At 60.1% G+C, this 24,541-nt stretch carries 24 protein-coding genes; 6 read left to right on the plus strand and 18 right to left on the minus strand.

Annotation, left to right across the window (positions count from 1 at the left end; genetic code table 11):
- Positions 1 to 500: 500 nt before the first annotated feature.
- Positions 501 to 2,228 carry a diguanylate cyclase gene (locus ACP26L_RS30825; protein ID WP_426449307.1) on the minus strand — a complete coding sequence of 576 codons (1,728 nt, stop codon included), beginning with the start codon at positions 2,226 to 2,228 and terminating at the stop codon, positions 501 to 503.
- A gap of 39 nt (positions 2,229 to 2,267) precedes the next feature.
- Entirely contained in the window at positions 2,268 to 2,651 is a 384-nt protein-coding gene (locus tag ACP26L_RS30830) for a response regulator (protein ID WP_426449309.1), read from the minus strand.
- Between the two features lie 221 nt (positions 2,652 to 2,872).
- Between ACP26L_RS30830 and ACP26L_RS30835 the strand changes: the two genes are divergently transcribed.
- The gene (locus tag ACP26L_RS30835; protein WP_426449311.1) at positions 2,873 to 3,250 is read left to right on the plus strand and encodes a hypothetical protein; all 378 of its coding nucleotides are present in this window, start codon (positions 2,873 to 2,875) and stop codon (positions 3,248 to 3,250) included.
- A gap of 47 nt (positions 3,251 to 3,297) precedes the next feature.
- Here ACP26L_RS30835 and ACP26L_RS30840 read toward each other — a convergent pair whose 3' ends face one another.
- Positions 3,298 to 3,705 (minus strand): gamma-glutamylcyclotransferase family protein, encoded by a 408-nt coding sequence (locus ACP26L_RS30840; RefSeq protein WP_426449313.1) that lies wholly within the window; start codon positions 3,703 to 3,705, stop codon positions 3,298 to 3,300.
- A 186-nt stretch (positions 3,706 to 3,891) separates the two neighbouring features.
- Here ACP26L_RS30840 and ACP26L_RS30845 point away from each other — a divergent pair, with 186 nt between their 5' ends.
- Both ACP26L_RS30845 and ACP26L_RS30850 read left to right on the plus strand, forming a co-directional pair.
- A complete protein-coding gene (locus ACP26L_RS30845) occupies positions 3,892 to 4,032 on the plus strand; it encodes an N-acetylmuramoyl-L-alanine amidase (protein ID WP_426449315.1) in 141 nt (46 codons plus the stop codon).
- 256 nt (positions 4,033 to 4,288) lie between these two features.
- Entirely contained in the window at positions 4,289 to 5,050 is a 762-nt protein-coding gene (locus ACP26L_RS30850; RefSeq protein WP_426449316.1) for a sulfite exporter TauE/SafE family protein, read from the plus strand.
- Here ACP26L_RS30850 and ACP26L_RS30855 read toward each other — a convergent pair.
- From ACP26L_RS30855 to ACP26L_RS30875, 5 genes are all read right to left on the minus strand, one after another.
- On the minus strand, positions 5,037 to 5,810 hold the full coding sequence (locus ACP26L_RS30855) for a LamB/YcsF family protein (protein ID WP_426449318.1): 774 nt from the start codon (positions 5,808 to 5,810) through the stop codon (positions 5,037 to 5,039). The genes ACP26L_RS30850 and ACP26L_RS30855 overlap by 14 nt on opposite strands.
- 270 nt (positions 5,811 to 6,080) lie before the next feature.
- Positions 6,081 to 6,392: a CD3324 family protein gene (locus ACP26L_RS30860; protein WP_013920525.1), complete on the minus strand. Its 312-nt coding sequence runs from the start codon at positions 6,390 to 6,392 to the stop codon at positions 6,081 to 6,083.
- A gap of 753 nt (positions 6,393 to 7,145) precedes the next feature.
- Positions 7,146 to 8,192 carry a biotin-dependent carboxyltransferase family protein gene (locus ACP26L_RS30865; RefSeq protein WP_426449320.1) on the minus strand — a complete coding sequence of 349 codons (1,047 nt, stop codon included), beginning with the start codon at positions 8,190 to 8,192 and terminating at the stop codon, positions 7,146 to 7,148.
- Positions 8,189 to 9,196 (minus strand): 5-oxoprolinase subunit PxpB, encoded by a 1,008-nt coding sequence (gene pxpB / locus ACP26L_RS30870; RefSeq protein ID WP_426449322.1) that lies wholly within the window; start codon positions 9,194 to 9,196, stop codon positions 8,189 to 8,191. Before pxpB ends, ACP26L_RS30865 begins: the two co-directional genes overlap by 4 nt.
- 3 nt (positions 9,197 to 9,199) lie before the next feature.
- Positions 9,200 to 9,988, minus strand: a complete 789-nt coding sequence (locus tag ACP26L_RS30875; protein WP_426449324.1) for an alpha/beta hydrolase — start codon at positions 9,986 to 9,988, stop codon at positions 9,200 to 9,202.
- 155 nt (positions 9,989 to 10,143) lie between these two features.
- On the opposite strand from ACP26L_RS30875, the gene ACP26L_RS30880 reads away from it, so the two are divergent.
- Positions 10,144 to 10,737 carry a xanthine phosphoribosyltransferase gene (locus ACP26L_RS30880; RefSeq protein WP_426449326.1) on the plus strand — a complete coding sequence of 198 codons (594 nt, stop codon included), beginning with the start codon at positions 10,144 to 10,146 and terminating at the stop codon, positions 10,735 to 10,737.
- Positions 10,738 to 10,935: 198 nt separating this feature from the next.
- On the opposite strand, the gene ACP26L_RS30885 is transcribed toward ACP26L_RS30880, so the two are convergent.
- Complete coding sequence (locus ACP26L_RS30885; protein ID WP_426449327.1) at positions 10,936 to 12,555, minus strand: bifunctional metallophosphatase/5'-nucleotidase; 1,620 nt, start codon at positions 12,553 to 12,555, stop codon at positions 10,936 to 10,938.
- A gap of 198 nt (positions 12,556 to 12,753) precedes the next feature.
- Between ACP26L_RS30885 and ACP26L_RS30890 the strand changes: the two genes are divergently transcribed.
- Positions 12,754 to 13,722, plus strand: coding sequence for a phosphate/phosphite/phosphonate ABC transporter substrate-binding protein (locus ACP26L_RS30890; protein ID WP_426449329.1), 969 nt, complete (start codon positions 12,754 to 12,756; stop codon positions 13,720 to 13,722).
- 69 nt (positions 13,723 to 13,791) lie between these two features.
- Here ACP26L_RS30890 and ACP26L_RS30895 read toward each other — a convergent pair whose 3' ends face one another.
- Positions 13,792 to 15,660, minus strand: coding sequence for a DUF342 domain-containing protein (locus ACP26L_RS30895; RefSeq protein WP_426449331.1), 1,869 nt, complete (start codon positions 15,658 to 15,660; stop codon positions 13,792 to 13,794).
- Between the two features lie 185 nt (positions 15,661 to 15,845).
- A complete protein-coding gene (gene thrC, locus ACP26L_RS30900) occupies positions 15,846 to 17,090 on the minus strand; it encodes a threonine synthase (protein ID WP_426449333.1) in 1,245 nt (414 codons plus the stop codon).
- A gap of 151 nt (positions 17,091 to 17,241) precedes the next feature.
- Here thrC and ACP26L_RS30905 point away from each other — a divergent pair, with 151 nt between their 5' ends.
- Entirely contained in the window at positions 17,242 to 18,147 is a 906-nt protein-coding gene (locus ACP26L_RS30905; protein ID WP_426449335.1) for a LysR family transcriptional regulator, read from the plus strand.
- Between the two features lie 145 nt (positions 18,148 to 18,292).
- On the opposite strand, the gene phnE (ACP26L_RS30910) is transcribed toward ACP26L_RS30905, so the two are convergent.
- From phnE (ACP26L_RS30910) to ACP26L_RS30940, 7 genes are all read right to left on the minus strand, one after another.
- Positions 18,293 to 19,084, minus strand: a complete 792-nt coding sequence (phnE, locus tag ACP26L_RS30910; RefSeq protein ID WP_426449337.1) for a phosphonate ABC transporter, permease protein PhnE — start codon at positions 19,082 to 19,084, stop codon at positions 18,293 to 18,295.
- Positions 19,081 to 19,872: a phosphonate ABC transporter, permease protein PhnE gene (gene phnE / locus ACP26L_RS30915; protein WP_426449339.1), complete on the minus strand. Its 792-nt coding sequence runs from the start codon at positions 19,870 to 19,872 to the stop codon at positions 19,081 to 19,083. Before phnE (ACP26L_RS30915) ends, phnE (ACP26L_RS30910) begins: the two co-directional genes overlap by 4 nt.
- A complete protein-coding gene (gene phnC, locus ACP26L_RS30920; RefSeq protein ID WP_426449340.1) occupies positions 19,873 to 20,643 on the minus strand; it encodes a phosphonate ABC transporter ATP-binding protein in 771 nt (256 codons plus the stop codon).
- 138 nt (positions 20,644 to 20,781) lie between these two features.
- The gene (locus ACP26L_RS30925; RefSeq protein WP_426455169.1) at positions 20,782 to 21,579 is read right to left on the minus strand and encodes a lipid II flippase Amj family protein; all 798 of its coding nucleotides are present in this window, start codon (positions 21,577 to 21,579) and stop codon (positions 20,782 to 20,784) included.
- Between the two features lie 219 nt (positions 21,580 to 21,798).
- Positions 21,799 to 22,578 (minus strand): ABC transporter permease, encoded by a 780-nt coding sequence (locus tag ACP26L_RS30930; RefSeq protein WP_426449342.1) that lies wholly within the window; start codon positions 22,576 to 22,578, stop codon positions 21,799 to 21,801.
- Positions 22,571 to 23,491, minus strand: coding sequence for an ABC transporter ATP-binding protein (locus ACP26L_RS30935; protein ID WP_426449344.1), 921 nt, complete (start codon positions 23,489 to 23,491; stop codon positions 22,571 to 22,573). The genes ACP26L_RS30930 and ACP26L_RS30935 overlap by 8 nt, the downstream gene beginning before the upstream one ends.
- 110 nt (positions 23,492 to 23,601) lie before the next feature.
- The gene (locus ACP26L_RS30940) at positions 23,602 to 24,435 is read right to left on the minus strand and encodes a uroporphyrinogen-III synthase (protein WP_426449346.1); all 834 of its coding nucleotides are present in this window, start codon (positions 24,433 to 24,435) and stop codon (positions 23,602 to 23,604) included.
- Positions 24,436 to 24,541 lie beyond the last annotated feature (106 nt).

Genomic DNA, 24,541 nt, shown 5'->3' on the forward strand with positions numbered 1-24,541 from the left:
AAGACCCGGAGAAGGGTTCGAGGGCTTTGGGTTCGGGACTTCGGTTCGGCTACTTCGGTTCGGCTACTTCGGTTCGGCTACTTCGGTTCGGCTACTTCGGTTCGGCTACTTCGGTTCGGGTGCTTGGGTTCGGGGGCTTTGGCGCCGCCCCGATCCAACAACCTTGCCCTTACAAACCGTCCCCCGCCTCGCGCCCGGCGGGGGACGTTCGTTTTTGCCCATACCCAAGAGGGCCGTGACTGGGTCACGTCCCTTGGGTGCTGTATTGTATATGCGAATGCCACTCGGGATTGAATAGGCATCGTAGAAGTTTACATCCGTCTTTGAACCCTGTGAGAACCCTTTCCCCTATTCCAATCCAATTCTCACAGGGTTCAACCGCGGCCGGAGGGGCTATTCGATCACTCGCCAACGCAGGGCCCAGCGCATCTTCCAGCACCTCTCCACGTCTCTCCAGCCCCCGCATTCCCAGCATGCCTCATCGCCATCCCATCACGGCCCTACCAAATCTCCAGCAGCTCCTTCACCTTCAGCTCCAGCTCCACCATCGAGAACGGCTTGTGCATGTAAGCGTGGGCGCCGAGCTGTACGGCACGCGAGATGTCTTCTTCCCGGCTGCGTCCCGAGAGAATCAGCATCTTGGTTCCGCGCGGCAGCTCTCCCTGCTGCTGCAGGCGTTCGAGAACGCCGTAGCCGTCCAGGCGGGGCATCACGCCGTCGAGGATGCAGAGATCCGGAGGCGAAGCCAGGATAGCCTCATAAGCCTGCTCGCCATCGACCGCTTCCTGGAAGTCCACAGGCAGATGCTTCAGCTTCGCTAACAGAATGGACCGCAGGATTTTATCGTCGTCTGCTATGAGAACCTTCCTGCGTTCCGGGTTCCCTAGCGACAGCGCAACGGCCTCTTGCTTCGACGGCCCGGCCTGCAGTATGACCTGGTTGCGGCCGGACTGCTTCGCCTCGTACATCGCTTCATCAGAGCGGGCGGTCCACTCCTCAATACTTAGCCCGGGAGTCCACTCGGCAATCCCGGCGGAGAAGGTGATGCGGTACGCCTGTCCCTCATTCTGCGCAACCGGTTCCTGCCGGGCCAGATGAAGAATGTGCTCGATCGCCCGCTTGGCATCCTCTCCGGTAGAGCCCGGCAGGACCACGATGAATTCTTCTCCGCCCAAGCGGGCCAGCAGATCCGTGGACCTGAGGTTATTCTGAAGCAAATAAGCCAGCCCCTGCAGCACCAAGTCACCGATATGATGTCCATGCAGATCATTAATCATCTTGAACCGGTCGATGTCGATGAAGGCCATCGAGATCGGCGTCGGATAGCGCGAAACCCGCTGGAGTTCCACACGGATCTGGTGATCGAAAAAGCGCCGGTTGTACACGCCCGTAAGAGGATCGCGGAAGGCCATCTGTTCGAACGTCCGGGTTCGCTTCAGCAGGCTGTAGATACGGGCACTGAGCTCTTCATATTGAAAAGGCTTCGTCACATAATCGTCCGCCCCGAGGTAGAAGCATCTCACCTTATCATGCACATCGTTACGTCCCGAGAGTACAATCAAAGGCACATATTTCAGGGTGGGGTCGTTCTTGAGCAGCTCGAATAATTCATACCCGCTCTCCGGATGCATCATCAGATCCAGCGTAATGAGCTGATAAGCATGCTCACGGAGCAGACGGCGCGCCGTGGTGACGTCATGCGCCTCGTCCACCTCATAACCGTCCAGGCGCAGGCGGCGGACCAAATAGGAACACAGGACTTTGTCGTCATCGATCACAAGCAGCCGCTCTCCGTGCGGCGGGCTGATTTTGCGCTGCAGCTGCTCCTGGCTCTCGTCGAGCTCGAACTCCTGCGCGTAGATGTCAAGCTCCAGTGCAAGCTCGACCAGGCGGGATTCGGCCGCCGCTGCCGATATCCGGAACAGCCGGGCCACTTCTTCCGTCGAAGCCATGACCTCTGCCTGCTGTGTCCATTCCCACTCCAGGACAAGCTTCTCAGCCAGACTGCCGACCCGCATGAAGCCGAACATGGGAGCGCTGCCTTTCAGGGTATGTGCCGTCCGGTAGAATCGTTTGGCCTGTTCGTCTAGGGTGTCCGGTTCTCCGGCGACTACCCCATCCCGCAGCTCCTGAAGCTGCCTATGAAGCTCCTCAATATATCGTTTTCTTCCTTCCTTCATCAACCGGATTTCCCGAGCCGCCCGGTCTTCGGCAGGTCGCTGGTTCATCGGATCATTGCCACATCCATTTCTGTGTTCGATATCAAATTAAGAGCCTGATTTGCCGATTAAATCTTCTACCGTGTCCAACAGCTGCAGCGGACTGAAGGGTTTGACGATGTATTGGGTCACGCCGGCTTCTTTGGCGCGTTCCCGGTCTTTCTCAAGCGCCTTTGCCGTAAGAAGGATAACCGGCGTTTCCCGGTTCGGATTCCCATGGCTGCGGAGCCATTCACAGACTTCAACTCCGGTGCGTTCGGGCATCATATAATCAAGAATGATAAGATCGAAACGTTTCTCCTGCAGGTGGTCCAAGGCGCCCTGCCCATCTTCCGCCTCCGTAATTTCGTAGCCTTCATCTGCCAGCGTTTCAGTCAGCAGGAACCGCAGCGCCGCTTCATCGTCCGCGAGCAGGATATGGTAATTAGCCATGGGGGACACGCTCCTCTAATGCATATCACTAATTATCTGCATTATAGCATGGTTTGAATAAGGATGCCTGACAGGGAGTGAGGGCATAAATTGGCTCCTTCAGCATCTGCCTGACGGGTAGCCTCCCCAAGGGAAGGTATGTTAAGATAGTTCGAGGCTTGAAGCTTTATTAAATCTTTAGAAAAAATAGGCATAAAGTAACTGGAAAGGATGACTTCACCTTGAATATCGAACATCTAGTCAAAAAAGTCTCCAAATACGTTACGTTTGGACAACCCGTTTCCTCAGGCTCCGTCGTCAGCCAGCGTTTGTCGGATCCGCGTATTCCTATCCTTGCTTATTATCTCATTAACAAGCAGCAGAATCAGGAAGAGCAGCATTATCACGAAATATGGCTCAAAAAAGACGGCAGCTTTGCCGTCACGGAGTCGTGGTACCGTGAAAGCAACGTGACCCGTCAGCTCCTGAAGGACAATCTCAGCTTCGAAGTGCTGCAGAACCACATTAGCGAAGAAGATGCAGAGGCCATCGTCATCCGGCTGACCGAGATCGTCAAGAAATCGGAAAAGGAAGATTGGCGTCCCCTCTCCCGCCGCTGATCCTACCGGCTCATAGGTTGCCGGCCAAGCTTATCATGCGCCGCTCGTCAGTGCTTCTCCCCGCCTGCTTCCCTCCCGCGGAGATAATTCCGCCAGGAACCGCAGGACAATGGCGGACAGCCGCGAGAATGGCGCCATACATAGACCCAGCCTTCCCGTTCTTCCCGGAGCGCATCACGGATCCAGACCCGTTCGTAATCATTGTCGGCACCGGGACCGTAGTATTCCTCGAGCTCATCCATCCGCCGAAGCCCTTCCGGCTCGACGACCAGCCACTCGCCTTCCACCAAAGGGGCGGAAGACACTTCTCCAGACAGCACCATGGCAGGATAGGCTCCTGCGTCATACAACGCCCCCCTAACCACCCCCGGACGGACCGACAGAAGATAAGGGGCGACAATGCCATGATTGGATTCCCCCTGAAGCAGCGTCCCGTATACGAATACCCGAATCATACGGCCCCTCCTTTTGCTCCAGCTTTTGCCTTTTCCACGATTATCATATCACACCGCCTGCCCTTCACGGGAGTGCAGTGCTTAAGAACGGCGGACCTGTGACAACCCTTACCCTTCCTGCATAAGATAGTAGGAAAGCGGCAGCCGCTCGACCAGCCACACTCGACAACCAGAAGGAGGGTTCGCATGCTTAGTCCTGAAGATGCGGAGAAAATCATTCGTTTTTTGTCCGCGGCTTACTACTGTACGGAATCGGAGGAGGCCCGCAAGGAATTCAACCGCCTTGCCAACGAACTCCGCAAAGCATCCGGGCTGCCGGAGGCATAATAAAGAAGCCCGTACACCGTATCCACACCGGAGACGGTGTATTTGTTTTGCAGGTAAGAAGAAGAGGAGGGAAGAATAAACGCTTTGCCCCGGCAAACACCTGGATCCCTGGGCGTACATACACTGAAATGACCTGTTAGTTCCGGACAAAACCGACAAAATATTTATTGCATATCTGTTTAGTGGGGATTATACTTGGAATAACGAAATCATATCGGATTGATGAGAAAAGTTTATATTTGAGGTGACCATACCAATGGAACTGAGTATTGTATTCATGGGTGCTCTCGTGGGACTCATGGTCGGATTGACCGGCGTGGGGGGAGCCGCCCTTCTTACACCGCTGCTGATGCTGCTGGGCATCCAGCCAACGGTTGCGGTAGCAACGGATTTATTTTATAACTCCATTACCAAATTGTTCGGCAGCGTGCAGCACATGCGGCAGGGGACGCTGAACAAGAAGCTCGTGCTCTATCTGGCCATCGGCAGTATTCCCGGCGCGGTCGCGGCCGTACTGCTTCTCCGCTACTATCCGCCGCTGCATCATTTTCAGGATGACATCATCAAGCATGCGCTTGGATTTGTCCTCATTATCGTTGCCGTACTGAGCATTGCGAAGGTGTGGGTTCTTAAGGAACGGGACAATGCCATTCAGAAGAAGCCGCTCGAAGAGAAAAAAGCCCTTACGATCGCCATCGGCGTGCTGCTCGGATTCATTGTCGGCCTGACATCGGTAGGCTCCGGCTCGCTGTTCGCTCTGGCGATGATGTTCTTCTATCGTCTCAAGGCTGCCGAGCTCGTCGGCACGGACATCGTGCACGCGTTCCTGCTCGTGACCGCCGCCAGCCTGGTGCATGCGGGTCTTGGCAACGTGAATTACCTGCTCGCTTTCAACCTGCTGATCGGTTCCGTGCCCGGCGTCCTGCTCGGCAGCTCCCTGTCAGCGAAGCTGCCGGCAAGGCCGCTGCGGACGGTTATGGCCAGCATCATTCTCATCAGCGGCATCAACTTGATCTAACATTCCCGGCATGCCTCACCTCAATTCCTTCTTCCTCCAGCCGCTTCCGGATTCGGGCGGCCATCTCCAGCGCCTCGGGGCCGTCGCCGTGAATACACACGGTGTCGGCCCCGAGCTGTATCTCCTCGCCTGTCCGGCAGCGGACGATGCCGTCCTTGACTATCCGAATCACCTGAGCCTCCGCCTCCGAGCTGTCGTGCAGAACCGCGCCCGGCAGACTGCGGGGCGTCAGCGTACCGTCCGCTTCGTAGGCACGGTCGGCGAACACTTCCCGTGCGGCCCGCAGACCGGCCCGCTCCGCGGCGGCAATCAATTCGCTGCCGGCCAGACCGTAGAGGACCAGCTCGGGATCCAGCCGGTAGACGGCCTCGGCTACCGCATCGGCGAGCGGCCGCTGAACCGCCGCCATATTATAGAGGGCGCCGTGCGGCTTGACATGGGTCATCCGGAGTCCCTCCGCCCGCGCGAATCCTTGGAGCGCAGCAGCTTGGTAGAGCACCATCGTATACACCTCATGGGGGGTCACCGCCAGGCTGCGCCGGCCGAAGCCCGCCAGATCAGGCAGTCCGGGATGCGCCCCTACCGCCGTGCCATGCTCGGCACACAAGCGTACGGTGGCCTGCATGGTCTGCGGGTCACCGGCATGGAAGCCGCACGCGATATTCGCGGAGGTGACGGCCTTCACGAGCTGCTCGTCCGACCCGATGCGGTACACGCCGAAGCTCTCCCCCATATCCCCGTTCAGATCAATCGTTTTCATCTTGCTATTCATCCTCCATTCCTTCTCCTGCACGGCTGCTTAAGTCCATACATAATAAAAACCCCTCATCGGGGTCCTTTCGAGGAAGCACGTTCGCGTCAAGATAAACGGCTTTGCCGTCCTTTATGGGCGATTCGCGTTTATAAGTGAGCTATAACTGCTTACAATTTTAAGAAAAAAGCCAAAAGCGTCCACTTCTGGCTTCTTCCTGTACAGCAACTCTTCAGCCGTACCTACTATAGTAACGGGGATCCGGGCGGATCCCGTCAATTAGTGCCTCGTGGACGCCGCTTCCTGCTGCCTTGCGGACAATAAGCCGCGGGTTTTGACGATAATTTTGCGTATGCTGTCTTCCGACAAATGAAACTGTCCGATGAGCTCGGTCACCGAATGACCGTTCTCATACAGCCGGAAAATCTCATGATTGCGCCGCTGGATCGACTGGCGTGTGCCGTTGTTCTCTCCCCAGCCCGCACGGGTTTGCTCTTTTTTGGGAATGTAGATAATCTCGCCCTGTATATAATCCTGCAGCTGCTTGAGCAAACTAGCCGGAAGAATATCCTTGCCGTTCTTGTACCCCACCGATGAATGCCTCCTTTCGTGCCGTTATAGCTTTAGCTCCGAAAGTCATAAGCATTTTCATCTTCACACCTCCTTAGTTTTGCACCTGCAAAACCTGTTCGTCGTCGTGAGCTGGGGCATGGTTTTATCGGAAACGGCCGCGTGGCCTTGTAAGAGTCCAATAAAACAAAAAAACACGATCTGCCGTATCGTGCCCGAATGCCTCTAGTATGTCGTGGCCTCTGTCTGTGACGGTTTCAGGTGACGGTGATGGAGAAAATGCTTATTCAATTGGGAGCAATTCCTTTTCCATTCATCATGATCGTTACAATTTGAACCAACATTGTATCGCCACTCCTTTCACCTGATTAGGTCATATTTGATCTTACGGGTTACGCGCTGTTCATTGAATCTTTGCAGCAATCTTGAATGTTTTGTGACATTCACGCTCCCATTATAACCCAGCCCCTTCGAGCTGTCTACCGGGAAGAGCGGAATTCCTCATGAAGGCTGTTCCTTCAAGCCCTCGCTTCATGTTTCAGCCCATCGGTCCTGCACACTTCAGGAGTGCTCCTGATCCCTGGCGCTTGGGGAAGACAAGGGGCCCGCAGGCCCCTCCTTACACCATGGAGCCTTCGCTTACGCGAAGACCACCTCAGCAGTTGTAATCATGTTTCCGATCACTCCTTTCTTCGAAGTGTCAGCGGCCGGCTGCACTCTTATTAACTCATATTCTTCCGCAGCGGGCAAGGTGAGAGAATTCTTATAACGATTCTATCCTTGTATCCTTGCCCACACCGCCGCTTCCAACCGGCGGAACGCGAGCTCCTGCAGCAGGTACAGCGCCTGCGACTCCGCCAGCGTGATCTCTTCAAAGCCTACCTGCGTCCCCGGCCTTGCCTGGGCAAGCAGAGGCAGATCCACCGCCGCGATCTGGGCGATGCGGGGATAGCCGCCGGTGGTCTGCGCATCGGCGAGCAGCGCGATCGGCTGTCCGCCGGCCGGCACCTGCACGGTGCCGGGCACGACCGCCTCCGAGAGCATCTCGCCGTCGGCGCGCAGGCGCAGCGGCTCGCCCTCCAGGCGGCAGCCCATGCGATCCGCCTGCGCGCTCACGCGGTACGGCCGGGCGAAGAACGCTTCGAGGCTCCCCGCCTCGAAGCGCTCCGCCTCCGGCCCGCGCACCGCGCGCAGCCGCACCGCGCGCAGCCGCACCGCGCCGCCGGGGGCCCTGCGCTGCGCAGGGCCAGGCGCCTCCCGCGGCGAGAGCGCCCACGGCGCCGTCGTCAGCACGGCGCCCGGCGCAGCCGCAGCCGCGAGGCGCTCCGCCAGCGCGGCGCCAGCGGCCGTCGGCGGCCCCGCGGGCAGGCGGTCGCCCGCCTGCAGCGCCCGGCCGGCGAGGCCGCCGAGCCGTGCGCGCACGTGCGTGCTGCGGCTGCCGAGCACGGCGGGCACGGCCAGGCCGCCCGCCACGGCGAGGTACGCGCGCACGCCGGAGCGCGCGGCGCCCAGCCGCAGCACCGTGCCGCCGCGTACGAGCACGGGCCGCCCGGCCGGGAGCGGCGGTCCGCCTTCGGCGCGCGCGTCCATCGCTGCGCCGCAGAGCGCCACGACGGCGTCCTGCTCGAAGCGCAGGACGCCGCCGGTCAGCGTGAGCTCGAGCCCCGCCGCCCCGGGCTCGTTGGCGACCAGCGCGTTGGCCGTGCGCAGCGCGGCAGGATCCGCGGCCCCGCTCGTCACCACCCCGGACGAGCGGCTGCCATAGCGGCCGAGGTCCTGCACCGTCGTCAGCAGGCCCGCCTCTAGTACCACCAAGCTCATAGGCGGGTCCCCTCCTCTCCTTCGGTCTGCTCCAGCCTGCGCCTGCCTTCCGCTGCCTCTCTCACGAGTTCGCCGTACTCCTGCTCGGTGACCGCCTCGAACCGGACGCAGTCGCCGGGCTGCAGCAGGCTCGCGGGGGCCCGCTCCGCATCGAAGAGCCTCAGCGGGGTTCGCCCGATGAGCTGCCATCCTCCCGGACTTTCGACCGGGTAGATCCCGCTCTGCAGGCCGGCGATGCCGATCGATCCTGCAGGCACCACTGCGCGCGGCTCGGCCAGCCGGGGAGCGGCCAGGGCGGAGGGCAGCCCGCCGAGATAAGGGAACCCCGGCAGGAATCCGATGAGATGGACGGTATAGACTCCCGAACAGTACAGCCGGATGGCTTCCTCCGGAGCAAGCCCCGCCCGCTCAGCCACCTGCCGGAGATCGGGACCGGCGTCACCGCCGAACAGGGCAGGGATGAGGACGGTTTTCGCCTTCCGGGCAAATACACCTTCCGCGAGGTCCAAGCCGCAGAGAGCATCCCGAATCCAGGCGCATACCCACGCATAGGGAGTCCCCTCGTTTTCGCCATCCTGCCGGCCTTCTTCTCTTTGGTTCCCGCTCTCGCTTACGCTTAGTTCATCCGCATCGCTTACGCCCTCACCTTGCCCGAGGTCAGCCCCAGCTTCCTTCCGGGCATCTCCATCTTCTCTGCCTCCACGGGGGACGACTCCAAGCTCAAGCGCCCCCGCGCCATGTACGTCTCCCCGCCAAGCCTTCGGTCCCCCGCTCCTCTGCATCTCCGCATACACGAGCCAGGGATCGTAGAATACCGTCAGAGACGTATAGGCCCGGACCCATTCGGTCACCCAGGGAGGAGCCGCTGCCTTCAGCCGCTCTTCCGTCAGGTCAAGCAGCTGCAGGCTCCGTTCCCCGGCCCCGCCGGGCCAGCGGACCACTGCCGCCGACTCCCCCAGCGGGTACAGCTCATACGCCTCACGTGCCGCCAGCCCCTCCCGCATAGACTAGAAGCCCTGCTTCTTCAGCCACGTTCCGCACAGTGCCGTCCATGTATTCGCCTGGGGATGATCTTCGGCCAGCCCGAGGCCGTGCCGTCCGCTCTCATACACATGAAGCTCGAACGGAACCCTGCTGCGGCTCAGCGCCGAGGCGAAGAACAGCGCATTTTCCACCGGCACCGCACCGTCGTCCGCCGTATGCCAGAGGAACGTCGGCGGGGTATTCTCATTCACCTGACGCTCCGAGGACATCAGGGAGACGAGCTCCTCGGGCGCCGCCTCGCCGAGCAGGTTGGCCTTCGAGCCCTCATGGGTATACGGCCCGAACGTAATCACCGGATAGCAGAGCACGAGCAGGTCCGGGCGGCAGCTCTGCCGCTCCACCGGATCTCCCGCCTCCGGATTCCCCGCGTCGTAATGCGTTCCCGCCGACGAAGCCAGGTGGCCTCCCGCTGAGAAGCCGAGAATACCGACCCGTGCCGGGTCAATGTTCCACTCGGCCGCCCGGTGCCGGACGGTGCGGATCGCCCGCTGCGCATCGGACAGCGGGTGCGGATGCTGGTACGGCGCCACCCGGTAGTGGACCACGAACGCCGAGATCCCGAGCCTGTTCAGCCACAGCGCCACCGGTTCCCCTTCATGGTCTGCTCTGCGGGCATAGCCCCCTCCAGGACATACGATCACCGCCGGCTTGACCCCCGGTCCCTCCGCCAAGTAAGGCACCAGTGTCGGATTGTCCTCCGCTTCTTCCCCGCGTGCTCCCGGTGTTCCCTCCGGCCATAACAATAAAGTCATCTCAGCAGCCTCCTGTTCACGTGTTCAATATGGTTATGAACCCATCATACTACAGAACCTCCCCCTCCGAAACGGCAACTTTTCTGTAGCTTGGCAAGCACGGTTGGTTTATAATGTCAACTAAGCTCACGTCAACGAGGAGGGTCAGGATCACAATGAGACTGCTTCAAGACACAATACGCCGGGAAGGCACGGTGCTCAGCCCCTCGATCTTAAAGGTCGATACGTTCTTGAATCATGGCATTGACCCGCTGCTCATGCGGGAGATCGGACGGGAGTTCGCGGCACGCTACGCCGGGGAAGGCATTACCAAGGTGCTGACGATCGAATCGTCCGGCATCGCCCCGGCCCTGATGACCGCTCTGGAGCTGGGGGTGCCGCTCCTTTTTGCACGCAAACGCAAATCGCTGACGCTCCGAGGCGATGTGTTCACGGAGAAGATTTACTCTTATACCAAGGAAGAAGAGAACGAGGTCACGGTCGCCCGCAGGCTGCTGCAGCCCGGCGATACGGTGCTGGTGATCGACGACTTCCTGGCGAACGGGGAAGCGGCGGCCGGTATGGCGCGTATTGCCGGACAAGCCGGTGCCCGCATCGCCGGCTTCGGCATTGTCATCGAGAAGTCGTTCCAGCCCGGACGGCGCCGGCTGGAGGAGGAAGGCTTCCGGGTCGAATCGCTGGCGCGCATCCGCTCCCTGGAAGAAGGCACGGTCACCTTTCTCGATGAGCCGTCCCGCTTCTCTTCCTGACCGGACTGGACGGGACGGGCTCTGCCCCCTGAACAGCCCGCCATTTGTTCCGTCCTTCCACATCCACACCCTGCTGCCTATCCTCACCCATGCCAAAAAAGACGGAGACCGGTACGCCGGCTCCTTCCAGAACTTACCCGGCATACCTCTGCCTACCGCCTAACCTAGTTAACCAAGTTCTTATAGGAGAGCCCGGCCTTACTGCCTCTCCTGCCCGCCATCCTGCTCCTTGCCGTCCCACACGACTTCCCAGTTCCGGTTCAGGGCCTCCTGAATCGTACCCCGCTCCATAATATAGCCGGCGAGGAGCTCCGCCATATCCGTCGGAATGTCCTTTACGACCGGCTTGCCCTGGAACATCATGTAATTGCCGCCGCCGGCGGCCCGGTAGTTGTTCATGACGACATCGTATTCCGCATGGGGATCAAGCGGCTGTCCCTGACGCGTCAGACGTACGATCCGCTGCCCGACAGGCCGGGAGATGTTGATCGTGTATTCGATGCCTTCCCACATATCGTAGTTATAGTGCTGCGGCTTCGGGTCGCTGAACGAAGGGCTCACCTGAATCGGCCCCTCCCCGTGGTAGGAGGCGAAGTACCCGGCTGACTGCTCCAGCGCCGCCCGGATGTCCCGGCCCGTTACCCGGATCACCTGCAGCGTATTCGGGTAAATATAATTGGATACGATATCCCGCATCGTGATATGCTCCGGAAACCCCGGCGAGATGTTATCGAAAAGGGCGGTGTTCGAAATCTCCGCACCCGAGAGTTCCATCTGCACCCGGTTAATGAACTCGATGAGCGGGTGCTCCTTCAGGCGCACCTCCATCGGATCGAGAACGCGCATATCGCCGAGCAGCCGGCCGATCGGCTGGTCAAGCCACTGCTGCGTCAGCTCTTCGTGGGGACGAGCGAGCTCCAGAATCGCCGGATCCGGCTCCAGGCCTTCGGGCGAGAGCAGGTCCGTCTGCGCTTCCTCCACGCGCCAGCGTCCGCCTTCTTCGCGGACCAGCGTCAGCCGTACCCGGCCGAGCCGTGCCCCGCCGCTGCCCGGCTGCACGACAGGCACCCCGGCAATCTCCACGCCGGAGATCAGCCGGTGCTGATGGCCCGTCAGCAGCACGTCGATGCCTTCGACTTCACGGCAGAGCGCATAGCCCTGATTCTCGCCGGTCAACGGCTCCGTCGGCTCCCCGCTGACGAGATCGCGCTCGAATCCGCCGTGGTAGGCGGCAATGACGACATCGGCCCCTTCCGTCTCGCGGAGGTGACGGACCCAATGCTTGGCCGAAGCGACGGCATCCTCGAACCGGAGGCCCTGGATATGCTCCGCCTTTTCCCAGTTCGGGATATACTGCGTCGTAAGACCCAGCACCGCCACCTTCACCCCGCCCTCCAGGGTGCGGAGCAGATAGGGCTGCCCGAAGCGGGGCTCACCTGTGCCCGCGTCAACGGTATTCGCACTGAGCCACGGGAAAGAGGATTCCCGCATCGCTTTGCGCAGGTGATCCATGCCGTAGTTGAACTCATGGTTGCCGATGACGGCGGCGTCGTAGCCAAGCTCGTTCAGGCACTGGATCATCGGGTTCGACTGACTTCCGTTCAGCTTCGCATGGTGGTACGCAAGCGGCGTCCCCTGGATGAGATCACCATTGTCAATAAGGAGAAGAGCATCGGCGACCTCCCGCTCCCTGCGGATCAGCGAAGCGATTTTGGCAAGTCCCGTCTCGGTCTGGTTATGATTCGCATATTGGATGGGCAAGATATGCCCATGAATGTCACTGGTTTCCAGCAAGGTGATTGTTATTTTTTGGCTCATGGTTCGTCAACTCCGCCTCTATATAGTCAGATGAGTACACTATACCAAATTCGCCCTCTGGAACCAATATCGACACGAGTCCTTCCCTGCCGACAAAGATCGCCTTCTTCACAAAAGATTTACTCCAGGTCCTACCCAATTTGTGGTATAGTAGTTTTTGTTGATTGCACAAGCCCATTTAACAGGAGGTCAATTTCCATGTTTAAGAAGTTTACGACGCTCGGCCTGTCTCTCGTACTTACGGCGGGTCTTGCAGCCGGCTGCGGTCAAAAAACAGAGAATACAACGCCCGCAGCCCCTGCTCCAGCAGATCAGAAGGAAGCTCCGGCTGCCAAAGGTTATGTTCCGAAAGAACTGAAAGTGCAATTCGTGCCGTCGCAGAACGCCGAAACGCTGGAAGCCAAGGCAAAGCCCCTGGAGAAACTTCTCGGGGACAAGCTTGGCATTCCGGTGAAGGTATCCGTCTCCACGAACTATAATACGGTGATCGAAGCTATGGCCTCCAAGCAGGTGGACGTGGGCTTCCTGCCTCCAACCTCCTATGTTATGGCCCATGACGAGCGCAAAGCGGCGGACCTGCTGCTCCAGGCTCAGCGTTACGGCATCGATGACGCAACCGGTGCCGAGACGAAGGATCTCGTTGATTTCTACAAGGCCATGATCATCGTCAAGGCCGACTCTCCGATCAAGGAACTGAAGGACCTCAAAGGCAAGAAGGTCGCCTGGCAGGCCGTCACTTCCTCCGCCGGATACGTATGGCCGGCCAACGAGCTTAAGAAAGCCGGTGTTGATCCGGAGAAGGACGTAACAAGCCTTGAAGTCAAAGGCCATGACAAAGGCGTACTTGCCGTAGTGAACGGCCAAGTAGACGCTGCAGCGATCTTCCAGGATGCCCGCAACACCGTGAAGAAGGATATCCCTGACATTTTCGAGAAGACCCGCGTCGTTGCTTTCACTTCCGCTATTCCGAACGATACGATCACGGTGCGTACGGACATGGACAACGATTGGAGAGATAATATCTCCAAGGCCTTCATCGAGATCGGCCAAGATCCGGCTAGCCAGCAGATCATCTATGATGTCTACTCCCACCGCGGTTATGTCAAGTCGGATGACAAGAAATTCGACGTCGTGCGTGAGTATAACAAGCTGATCAACAGCAAGTAATTCGGCTGCACTCGAACAGCCCTGTGCATAGCCAAAAGCACTGCCTCCCCGGCAGTGCTTTTTTAAATGCTACTTCTCGAACTCCAATACCAGCTCCTCGTCCTGCACATAGGCATTCACATGCTTGATCGGCTGCAGAACCTGCCTGCACAGCTTGCCGATGCAGAGCTTGCCGGGATTCATCCGGTTCATAGTGATGCGCCGTCCGGCCTTCAGCATCGTCTCTCCCCCGAAGTCGCCCCCGACCACATTCGCCGTGATCGTGTCCTGCGCATCAAGCTGACTGCCCCGGCAGACGGCATCCCGCCCGAAGAACGTGATGCTCCCCCGGCAGGTCAAGGTGCTCTGCAATACCCCCTCCTTGCGGATCAGGATATCGCCGGTCGCCTTCGCTTCAGACAAATAGCACTGGCCTACATCAATGTTCGCCCCGATCTCCTGCATGCGCTCCACCATATCATAGGTCTCACGGACCGTATTCTGCAGCGCTTGAATCAGGTTGAACGAATCCAGGCTGAGAATTTTCCGCGGGTCGGTCAAGAGTCCCACCTGATCCCGGAGATCGTTCATCTCTTTGCCCGCCAGCCGCTGGATGCTCTTCACACAGGCCAGCGTATCCGCCGCCGTCTTCGGCACGTCCTTGAATTTGCTTTCGATGAGGGTCATGACGATCTGCCCGATTCCAACCCGCTGTCCCTTGGCCTCAATGACGCCCATGAGCAGCTGACTCGCCTGAACGAGCTGGGCCAGCAGCCCATTCAGCGCCTTGCAGTTGGTGTAGAGCCGGTTGAACACCACGCCGTAGTAGCCCGAATAGAAGTGGCTTTTGACAATATTACCGGTCGCCTGGATGCTTCCCGTCGCCGTTACCGTGGCCTGATAGGCATTGCCGAAGATATACACATTGCCCAGCGACTCAATGACCATCCCTTCCTTGACGCTGCCGTGGACGATGACGTCGCCCGAGAAGGCGATGTTGCCGGTCTTGAGATCGACATCCCCGTTCACCACATAGGCTGTGGCGATATCGAAGTACCTTACGGCCTGGTTGCCCGTCATCCTCGGCCGCCCGTCCTTCATCGCGTAGACTTCTCCGTCCCCCCGGATTTCGACATTCTCTTTGGCAATCACCGTGATGTCTTTGGGCGCGACCGGCTCGATCAGCTCGCCATAGACCGTATAGCCGATGACGCCCGGCACCATAGGATACCGCCTCGCGATAAGGTCCCCCCTCTTTACCGAAGGAATGTGCAGGTGGTTGCGGTAATCCACCGTCCTGTTCTCTTGAGCTTCGATACTGCTCTGTACCTCTTGGGCAAAATACAGCTCCAGCCGGGCATCCCGGCTCGGCTGCGGCCGAAGTCCCTGGGCGACGGTCCGGCGCTCATGGGTCGGGTTCGCCAGCTCCTGGAAAATGACGGCGCTTCGGATGTTCTTCACGATGCCCATACCCTGAAGCGTCTTCATCACCTCGGAGAGATTCACGGTCGCAAGGATCACGGCCCGGTCTTCCACCGCCTCGATCCGCAGATGGGAGGAAGACGCGGGCTGCTCCACCAGATTCCAGCCGTATCGGACCTTGGACACGAGCTGAAAATACGCCTCCAGCTTATCCTCCGAAACCTCAATCCGGTACAAGGGTTCGCAGGGCACCTGCCACTCGAGCTTATCCTCTGCGCCTACCCGGGTTTGGCCCTCCACAAGCTTGCCGTTCTTGAGCAGCTGAACCGGAGGAACCGCCTCCACCATCGGGTACGCTCCGCCCGGCTCTTCCCTCACCACGATCTGGTTGTTCTCCACATACACAGCGGCGCCTTCACCGGCAGGCGGGGTGTCACCCGCTTCCGGCAGCCGTTCGCTCTTCTCCGGGGCCGCTTCCTCCAGGTTCATATTCTTGATCAGTCCGAGGAGTTCGTCATCGCTGATATGATTATTCATGGGCATTCCTCCGTAGGCCGTGATTCACTGGGGCGGCAGGTCTGCGGCAGGAGCAATATCCTGTTTTGACGGTCTCTGCACGTTCCGGCCTGGTTCTCATACCTATAGTATCGGTTCCCCGGAGGCAAAACATAACTGAGCTGGAAGATTGGGTTTGACTCCAGTCCCCCAGCCGATGGGCAGCCTTACCCTTCGATCAGGCTGCGGACCGAGCCGGGATCCAAACCGCCCGTCCCCCGGCTATGCCCCGCCGGTATCCCCTTCAGCGCGCCAAGGTCCTTGAGCAGATGGCCGGTCAGCAGGCAGGCGGCCGATGCCTCTTTGTCGATGCTTCCCTCGCGGACCAGCCTGCGCAGTCCTGCAACAGAAGCGGCGGAAGCCGGTTCACAGCCGATGCCGGCGCGGTCGATGCAGACCTTCGCCTCCAGGATCTCCTCGTCGGAGACCGCGACCGTGAGGCCATCGGTCTCGCGCAGGACGTCACGGGCCTTCTCCCAGCTCGGCGGACTGCCGATGTTAAGCGCACTGGCGAGCGTCCGGGGCCGGGGCTCGGGCTCCAGCCTCTCTCCTCCGCCGCTCATTAGCCGGTGGAAGGGGCTGGCCCCCTCCGCCTGGACGACGAGCACGCGCGGCAGACGGGAGATCAGGCCGAGCCGCAGCAGATCGCGCAGACCCTTACCCAGCGCCGACACATTGCTGAGCGCCCCGCCCGGCAGCACGATCCAGTCCGGCAGGCTCCATCCCAGGCTGTGCGCCAGCTCGTAGATGATGCTCTTCTGGCCTTCGATCCGCAGCGGGTTGACCGAGTTGCAGACATAGAGCCCGAGTTCCTCCGCATAGGCCTCCAGGAAACGGATGCCTTCGTCGTAGGTCCCATCGAAGCGGATCAGCCGGGCGCCGTAAGCCGCCGTCTGCAGCACCTTGCTCTCGGCAATCCCAGAGTCGGGCACAAAGACGCAGGCCTCGCAGCCCACCAGTGCGGCATACATCGCAAGCGACGCCGATGTGTTGCCCGTCGAGGTGCAGGCAAAGCGCCGGTATCCAAGCGACAGACCGTGGGACACGGCCGCCACCATGCCGTTATCCTTGAAAGAGCCGCTTGGGTTCTCGCTCTGTGCCTTGAGCAGCACCTGCGCCACACCGGCGTAAGCTCGAACGGGTTCGGACGCGTACAGCCCCGTATTCCCCTCGTATTTGGTAACCGTAGAGACTTCGGCCAGCTGTGGGTGGATCAGTTCCTTGTACCGCCAGACACCGCTGGCATAGAGGCTGCAGCGCTCCGCAAGCCGCCCGTCAAAGAGCCTCCTCAGTCGCTCCCCGTCCCAGTCCCGCTCGTTCTGCTCCACCTCCGGCAGTCCCCCGCACGGACAGCGAAGCACCTGCCTTTCGATACCCCATTCCCGGCCGCAGACCGTACACCGCTGCTTCATGGCTCATATTCCTCGCTTTCCGCTTCCCCGGTGCGGCTTTGCACCTGAAGCCTGTTTACTATAGAATAAGACGTGATTCGGCATATGAAAAATATATGTTTTTAACCTTACCATTAATAATATTTATGAATCTCAAGGAGGAGCACCTTCGATGAACCTGCATGCACTCCGCTTGTTTCATACCGTAGCCCGGACGGGAAGCGTGACCCGGGCCGCCGAGGAGCTTCGTCTCTCGCAGCCCGCCGTCACCATCCAGGTCCGCAATCTGGAGCAGGAGCTCGGCCTGACGCTGCTCGCGCCCAAGGGGAGGGGCGTCCTGCTGACGGAAGCGGGAGCCTGCGTTGCTGCCGAAGCCAAGCGCCTCTTCGCCTTGGAGGAGGAAGTGGAGGCGCGCGTGGCCGCCTTCCGGGAGGGACGAACCGGCCGGCTGAGGGTCGCCGCCACGTATCTGCCCGCCAACTTCCTTCTCCCGGCATGGACCGCCCGTTTCCGGCAGACCCACGGCGGAGTCTCCCTCAGCCTCTCAACGGCGAACGCCAAGGAAGCTCTCCATCGGCTGACCCACTATGAAGCCGATCTCGCTGTGATCGGTGGAGGGCCTCCGACGGAAAGCGGAGTCTACCGCCGGCTTCTCTTCGAGGATCCGATGTGGTTTGTCGTTCCCCCCGGCCATCCGCTGGCGGGACGCAAGGCCTCGCTCGGGGAGCTGATGCGGGAGCCCTTCATTCTACGGGAGCCGGGCAGCTTTACCCGCGATATGCTCCTCTCGCTCTGCCGCACCGCCCTCGTCGAGCCGCCCCGAGTCACCCTCGAGATGGACGGCTTCGGCGAAACGCTTCGGGCGGTGGCCGCCGGCTGCGGCGCCGCTTTTGCCTCGGCCGCTGAGGTGCGGCCTTACATCGAGCGTGGGGAGGTCGCCCGTGTGGAGGTACCCTCCGCCGTGGCCGTCAACCCGATCGCGCTCTGCCTCCGCGAAGGGGAGGAGCCCTCGCCGGCTGCGGCCGCCTTCATCTCGCTCATCGAAGCCTCCGTCTCCCCGGCCGGCCCGGAGGCTTGAACGGGGATCGGTCTTCACGCGGGCCGGCTCCCTTCCCTTCCCCCGCCATCTCCTTTCAAAGGGACAGCCGCCCAGCACACCAAAAAAGCCTGCCCTCCCCCAGATGCATGGAGAAGAGCAGACTTGCTTGGGTCATGGATACCGATTAGACGAGCTTCCTGCGGATCGAGGTCGAGATGATATCGATGATCGTTACCATCACGATGATCCCGAGCAGGATAATGCCTACGCGGTCCCATGCTCTGGCTTCCAGCGCCAGAATCAGCGGGGCGCCGATTCCGCCCGCCCCGATCAGACCGAGGATGGATGCCGAACGGATGTTGATCTCGAAGCGGTACAGCGCGAACGAGAAGAAATGCGGCAGCACCTGCGGGATGACCGCGAACCACAGCACCTGCAGCCGGTTCGCTCCGCAGGCCGTCAGTGCCTCCGTTGGACCGAGATCGAGATTCTCGATCGCCTCCGAATACAGCTTGCCGAGCATCCCGATCGAGTGCAGCCCGAGAGCCAGCACCCCCGCATAAGCGCCGGGACCTACCGCTTTGATGAAGATGATGGCCATGATGATCTCCGGGAACGTCCGGATGAAGCTCAGCATGAACTTGCCGCTGCCGGATACCCAGGAGAACCGGCTCATGTTCGTGGCCGCCCAGAAAGCGAACGGCACACACAGAATAGCCGAGATGAACGTGCCGATAATCGAAATCGCCAGCGTATCGAGGAGCCCCCGGATCAGGTCTTCGCCTTCCGGCATATACACATAGCCCCAGTCCGGATGGAACAACCCGCGCAGGATGGTAGCGAAATCTCTTCCCGCATTCTCCGTCAGTCCACCGAATTCAATGCCCGTGAATGACCACACATAGACCGCCAGGACGATCAGGGCGACCAGCCAGTATCGGATCCGAAAGGAAGGCTTGGCTGTTTCCGTTCTCATAACAATCTCTCCCTCACCTTCGTGCTGACGTAGTCGATCAGGAGAACGATCGCCAGCGTTAACAGAATGATCAGCGAGGAACGGTCATACCGGAACTGCTGCAGCGTCCGGTCGAGGAACAGCCCGATTCCCCCGGCTCCGACGAGTCCGAGTACCGCAGCCGCCCGGACGTTGACTTCGAAGGTGTACAGGAAGTACGCCATGTACTGCGCCGCCACCTGAGGCACAACGCCGAAGTGAATCCACTGCAGCTTGTTTGCGCCTACCGCCGTCATCGCTTCCAGCGGACCCGGGTCGATCGCTTCGATCGACTCGTAAGTCAGTTTTGTAATTAAGCCAAAGGAAAAGAACGCCAGAGCGAGCACCCCCGGCGCCGCGCCAATGCCGAAGATCGCTACGAACAAGCCCGCGAAGAGCAGCTCCGGGATGGTGCGGATCAGGTTCAGGATCATCCGTGCAGGCTGGTAGATCCAGGGCGAGCGCGTTACGTTGCCGGCGGCCAGCAGCGCTACGGGAATGGCGAAGATCCCTCCGACCGTGGTGCCGATCACAGCCATCTGGACGGTCTCCATCATCGGCCCCCAGACGACATCGATGTAGCTCCAGTCCGGCGGAACCATCTCCACGAGCAGCTTGCCCATCTCCGGCATGCCGGAGATCAGGGTCGACAGGCTGGAGTCCGTCATATCCGCACTCCACCACAGGAGGACGATGAGCAGCAGCGTCGTCATGTAAGACTTGGTGCGCGGCGGCTTCTTCAGAATGTCCTTACGTTCGGTGGACGTCATCTAGGCATCCTCCCCCAGCAGCTCATCCTTCTTGATTGCGCGTCCGTAGATCTCCGAGAATTTCTCATCGGTCGCCTCGGCTACCGGACCGTCGAACACGACCTGGCCTGCACGAAGACCGATGATGCGTGTCGCGTATTCCCGGGCAAGGTCGATGAAGTGAAGGTTAACCACCGTCGTGATGCCCAGCTCCTGGTTAATGCGCCTCAAGTCGTCCATCACCTGTCGGGTCGTCAGAGGGTCCAGCGAGGCGACAGGCTCGTCCGCGAGGATAATCTTGGCTTCCTGCGCAAGGGCTCTGGCAATGGATACCCGCTGCTGCTGGCCGCCGGAGAGCTCATCGGCCCGGGAATACGCCTTCTCGCGGATATTGACCCGCTCGAGCGCCTTCAGCGACAGCTCCACGTCTTCCTTCGGGAACAGCCCGAGCAGCGTCCGCAGCGTGGAATGATAGCCTACCCGGCCGGAGAGGACGTTGCGGAGCACCGATACCCGCTTCACCAGATTGAAGTTCTGGAAGATCATCCCGATATCCCGGCGCAGCCGGCGGAGCTCCAGTCCTTTGGCCGCAGTGATCGAACGGCCGCCGATCAGAATTTGACCGTCGGTGATTTCATGAAGGCGGTTTATGGATCGGAGCAGCGTAGACTTGCCCGCCCCCGAAAGTCCTACGATCACGATGAATTCTCCCGGTTGAATCGTCAGGTTAATGTTCTTGAGACCTATCGTACCGTTAGGATATACCTTCGATACATTCTGGAATTCGATCATAAGCCACCCGTTAGCCCCTTTAAGCAAAAATTTAGCTGACCTTCATCCTATTCGACAGAAAACGAGATATTCCTTTTTCCTCCGCGGTTCTTTACAAAACCTTAATTTGTAAAAAAATTGCTTTCTATATCCCCGGACCTAGTCCAGGGAGATATACCAGACCACAAGCTGGGCCCCGGGCCATAGCAGCAGGTGCGCGAGCAGCGTACCGGCCAGGCGGGAGAGCATCAGCAGCCCGAACATCCGCTGCATCTCCGCCTCGGAGGTGTGTCCGCCCATGACCTTGTCGGTGAGCAGCGCCACTCTCGGATCGACGAACAGGGTCAGCAGAATCGTTGCGATCCCGTTGATGATTCCCGATGAGCCCACCGCCTCCGTCGCTGCCGCGGGCGCCAGGTACGCCGCATACATCGCCGAAAGGACCCCTACCGTATAAATGCCCGTGATCAGCGTGTTCAGCAGGAGCAGCCGCTTGGGGATTCCGCCGATCCGCAGCCGTGAGAGCATCCTGAGCCTCGGCATCCGGGCGTAATGGCCCACCATCTTCAGCTTGTCCACGGAGACGGACTCGCGCATCAGCGCCGGGATCGACCCCAGCGCTTCCAGACGGGACACCAGCCTCATGGACAAGAAGGACAGGGTCGGAAAAAGCAGGATCGCAGCCAGCGTCCCGAGCGCCGCTCCCGCGAGAATGATATGAATCTGGCCGCCGAGGTCCGCACCGCTGCCTCCCTTGGCCTGATCCACCAGTTCCCCGACATACTTGGACTGGAACAGATTCGAGGTCCGGGCTACGAGCAGCACCATGCCGGTCAGTGACAGCGCGACAGCCAGCTTCCGGGCGCGGATACCCGCAAGCCGGATCGCGTAGGAGCTGGTCTCCGCGGCGTGGACGAACAGCGTCAGCAGGCAGATCAGCAGCAGCTGTCCGCTCATGAGGCGGTACCTGCGGCTGCGACCGTACGCCCGCTTCGTATCGGCCCCCTCGCCCTCTTGGGTGTCCCGGTTGTTGGTTGGCCAATCCACGTTTGACCGCCTCTCATGGGAACCCTCACCTCCTTCTTATCTGCTCGCGATAACAAAAAACGTGACCCGCTCCCAAAAGGAATGGAGTCACGCTGCAGCCGGCGGCGGTTTCCCCCCGTCCGGCCCCCTTCAGCTGCCGGCCACATCCCGCTTCGTGAAGACCCCCCACGAAATCCCGTAGAACAGCAGCCAGTACAGCACCAGCATCGTCACGGAGAACCCGAGTGTCATCCCTTCGATGAGCGGCTCCCCGGACCTAAAATAAGGCGACAGATCCGTGTTGGCGAACAGCAGGTACTTCGCCCAAGTGTAGCGCAGGCCTACCAGAACCAGCATCGCGGTTCCCGAAGTGAACATGAGGAAGATCGACAGCCCGATGGCGAGCGACGAGCTCCGGAACACGCTGGACACCATGAACGCGAGCGTGGCGGTCATCAGCATCTCCACCGCACTGAGGGCATACGCACGCAGCAGCGCCGGCAGACTCTGATCCGGCCCGATCGCACCGCCCATTCCGAACAGTACCAAGCCTGTAAAATACGACACGATAAAGAGTAGAACGAGCAGAGCGATCAAGAACAGCACGACGGAGATATACTTGGAGAGCAGAATTTTACCGCGGGACACCGGACGGATCAAAAGCAGCTTGACCGTCCCCCAGCCGAATTCGGAGGCAACGATGTCTCCCGCCACGATGACGGTGAAGATCGTCGCAAGACCCGTCAAGCCATGGGCCATATTCATGAATTCGAGCGCGTGGCTGATGCTCATCACCGAATCCGCCACGTATTTGACGACAAGCCCCATCGCCAGTACCACGGCCACCAGCAGTCCGAGCATAATCCAGGTACGCGTACGCGCAAAAATTTTCATCAGCTCGTTCGTCACGAGGGAGAGCAGGCTAGACAATCCGATTCCCCCTTGTCACCTCGAGGAACTGGTCCTCGAGCGTCTTGGTCTGAATCCGGATGCCGTAGACCCGAATGCCCTCCTTCACGAGCCGGGCATTCACCGCGGCTACGCTCTCTCTGCGGTCTGGCAGCTGGACCTCCAGCTCCGTCCCCGTCGATGAGACGCTCCACTCCCCTTCGAGCAGCGCTCTGGCCCGTCCGGCGTCATCCACCTCGAAGTGGACCGTCACACCGTCCGCTTCGCCCGGCATCTCCCGGAACGAGCGCACATCGAGCAGACGTCCGTTCTGGATAATCGCCACCCGGTCGCACATCAGCTCCATCTCGGAGAGCAGGTGGCTCGAGACGATCACCGCGATGTTCTCTTCCCGGGCCAGCCTCCGCAGATAGTCCCTAAGCTCGCGGATCCCTTCGGGGTCGAGCCCGTTGGTCGGCTCATCCAGGATCAGCACCGACGGACGGTGCAGGATGGCCTGGGCGACTCCCAGACGCTGCCGCATCCCAAGCGAGTAAGTCTTCACCTTGTCCCCGATCCGGTTCTCGAGGCGGACCAGCTCCACCGCTTCCTGAATCCGTTCCTCCTTCACTCCCGGTACCATTCTTGCAAAATGCACAAGGTTCTGATACCCGCTCATGAACCCGTAGAATTCCGGATTCTCGACGATGGCGCCCACCTGCACCATGGCCTCCTCGAACTGGCCTGCCACGCTCTTGCCGCCGATCCTCACCTCACCGCCGGTAATCGAAATGAGTCCGACCATCATCCGGATCGTCGTGGTTTTCCCGGCTCCATTGGGCCCGAGGAAACCGAACACTTCACCGGGTCTCACATCGAACGTCAGTCCGTCGACGATCGTTCGGTTCCCGATGCGCTTGGTTACTCCCCGGAGCTCCACCATATTCGTTTCCATGAATCGCTCCTCCACCCGGAACCATGCCCAAAAAGGCATCGTACCCTTTTCCTTAAACAGGAAAAGTATACCATACCTTCCGGGGAGGTCCAAACCGTTTCCGGACCGGCTCAGCTTCCCAGCTCCGCGGTCTCCGTCTCCTCATAGTACTTCGCCAGCGCAACGATCATGCTGCCCATCCGTTCTTCCTCCGGCGCCACCACGCGCACAATTCCTTCGTCGCGCAGCGCCTCCGCCGTCACCTTGCCGACCGCCGCCCCGACAACCTTCCCGCGGAACGCTTCCAGCACCTTCTCCGCCAGCCCCTGCTCCCGCGCATAAGCCATCAGGAAGCGCACCTGGGGGGTGGAGGTAAACGTGACGGCGTCGATGTCTCCGCTCAGGATCTCGCCAAGCAGCGTGTCAACGACCGTCAGATCCGGCGGGACATGCCGGTACGGGAGAATCCCGTAATAGTCCGCCCCCTGTGAAGCCAGCCATTCGACCAGCCGCGGCGCATGGTCCCCGTACAGCTGAAGCGCCACCTTCCGGCCCTTGAGGTTCAGCTCCCGCTCCTGCAGGGCCCGGAGAATCCCGACCGTCGTTCCGTCGTCCGCTTTCACGGCAGGCTCCAGGTCAAGGGACTTCAAGTATCTCACCGTCTTGTAGCCCCGGACGGCGAGCGGCGTCTTCCCGAGCGTCTCCAGGAACGCTTCCCGAAGCCCGATGCTCTCCGCCACCTCAAGCAGCATCTCCGTCCCCTGGGAGGTCGTCAGCACGACCCAATCCGTTCCCTCCCGGACCAGCTTGCGGATCTCCTCCTCAACCTTCTCCCTCTGCATCTCCACCGAGCCCTGGGCCGGCCGGACCACGGGAATCCCTCCAAGCTTCTCGACCATGATACTGAGCTCAGCCGCCTTCCGCGGTCCCGTCAGTGCGATGCGTTTGCCTTCCAACCTGCGCATGATGTCACGCCTCCTCTGAAATCCCGATCGTTCTCCTACCCTGAACCGCCGCTTCATGTAAGTTCCGTTCCGTAAGTATGTAATCTATTCTGACATGATTGATTAG

The sequence above is a fragment of the Paenibacillus sp. S-38 genome (assembly GCF_049942825.1).
Taxonomy (GTDB): domain Bacteria; phylum Bacillota; class Bacilli; order Paenibacillales; family NBRC-103111; genus Paenibacillus_G.